General features: G+C 56.8%; 1 protein-coding gene and 1 pseudogene. Both read right to left on the minus strand.

Annotated elements, in window-relative coordinates; all coding sequences use genetic code 11:
• Positions 1-341: pseudogene (locus tag ALO43_RS20895) on the minus strand (Tn3 family transposase); the annotation flags it as partial.
• 233 nt (positions 342-574) lie between these two features.
• Positions 575-1,552, minus strand: a complete 978-nt coding sequence (locus ALO43_RS20900; RefSeq protein ID WP_010213957.1) for an IS5 family transposase — start codon at positions 1,550-1,552, stop codon at positions 575-577.
• Positions 1,553-1,639: the final 87 nt, after the last annotated feature.

The following is a 1,639-nucleotide window of genomic DNA, read 5'->3' on the forward strand; positions in this document are numbered from 1 at the left end:
GCGACCGATGCGCAACGCATTCTTGAGAGCATGGTGAGCCTCACCCTTGTTAAGGCCGATCTGGGCGCGCGCTGCATTTCCGTGTCTAGAATCCACTCTATAATAAAGAGTGTTCGCTCCACACGGCCAACTTCACGCAGAGCAACCGCCAGATCGTTCTGGCGCGGGTAGGAGGCGAGCTTGCGGAGCAACTGACTGGGCTTGATCTTTCCGGCGGTCATGGTAGCGGCGCAGCGGAATAAGTCAGGCCAGTTAGCAACGATTAGTTCCTCTCGGATTTTACCGCCGACCAGCTTGCGCAAATCCTTCGGCGTCTCTGCCGGATTGAACGTAACCGTCCGGCCAACACCCTCTCCTGACAGCCCTCCAAATTGACCAAGATAGTGGACACCATTTTAGTGGACACTCTCTTGAATACTTTTTCCCTAAGGAGACGCTGAAAAATTAACCCGTTCGCACCGTCTTCATTTCCAAGCCGGTTTTTTTCAACCTGCCGGCCTTGTTTTGCGTTTCTCGGGCAGATTTCTGCCCTCCTTTTGCTGATTGGCGGGCCAGTCCCGCCTTTCAGACGGATTTATCCTGCCGCCTGTTGCAAATACCGCTTGGCCAGCATCAGATTGGCCAACCCAAACAAACTGAACAACTGCGCTGTATTCTTTTCCAGCCCACGGTAGCGAACCTTGCGATGATTGAAGCGCACCTTGATTACCTGGAAGGGGTGCTCGACCTTGGCACGCAGTTGCGCCTTGGCATATTCAATTTTACGCTTGACCCGATACAGCACGCTGCCTTCGCCGTGCTGCTTGTAACTGCTTGGCCGTGCTGCAATCGACCAGATAACGTCCCGTTCAGCATGCTCCGGTCGCTTGGCCGCACCGGTGTATCCAGCGTCACCCGAAACATAGGTTTCGTCACCGTGCAGCAACTGGCCAACCTGGGTGACATCCGCCACGTTAGCGGCCGTCCCTACTACGCTGTGCACCAGCCCCGACGTGGCGTCTACACCAATGTGGGCCTTCATCCCGAAGTGCCATTGATTGCCTTTCCTGGCCTGATGCATCTCAGGATCACGCTTGCCTTCTCGGTTCTTGACCGAGGGCGGCGCGGCGATCAGGGTAGCGTCGACGATAGTGCCTTCCTTGAGCAGCAGCCCCCGGCTGGCCAGATGCTGGTTAATCGTTTCAAACAGCAGCCGCGTTAGCTGATGGGTTTCCAGCAAGCGGCGAAAACGCAGCAAGGTGGTGGCATCCGGTGCCGACTCGCGACCCAGGTCGATACCCATAAAACCGCGGATGGCCTGGCTGTCGTAGACGGCATCTTCGCAACCTTCATCGGAGAAACCGAAACACTGCTGCACGACGTACATGCGCAACATGCGCGACACCCCTATCGCAGGGCGTCCGCGCTTGCCTGCGGTGTTGCTATAAAACGGCGCCACTTGCGCCTCCAGCTGGGCCCAGGGCACCAACTGTTCAAGGTCAGCCAGGAAGCGATCTCGGCGAGTCTGCTTTTTCTTGCCGGTATATTCGAGTTCGGAGAAGGTTTTCTGCACGCGCGTAACGCTCACGGAGAGGGAGGCTGGTTGAAGGAACTTAGTGTGCCAAGGGTGGGGACAGTTGGCTATTTTTGCAGCGCCTCC

This window comes from Pseudomonas tremae (assembly GCF_001401155.1).
Classification (GTDB): domain Bacteria; phylum Pseudomonadota; class Gammaproteobacteria; order Pseudomonadales; family Pseudomonadaceae; genus Aquipseudomonas; species Aquipseudomonas tremae.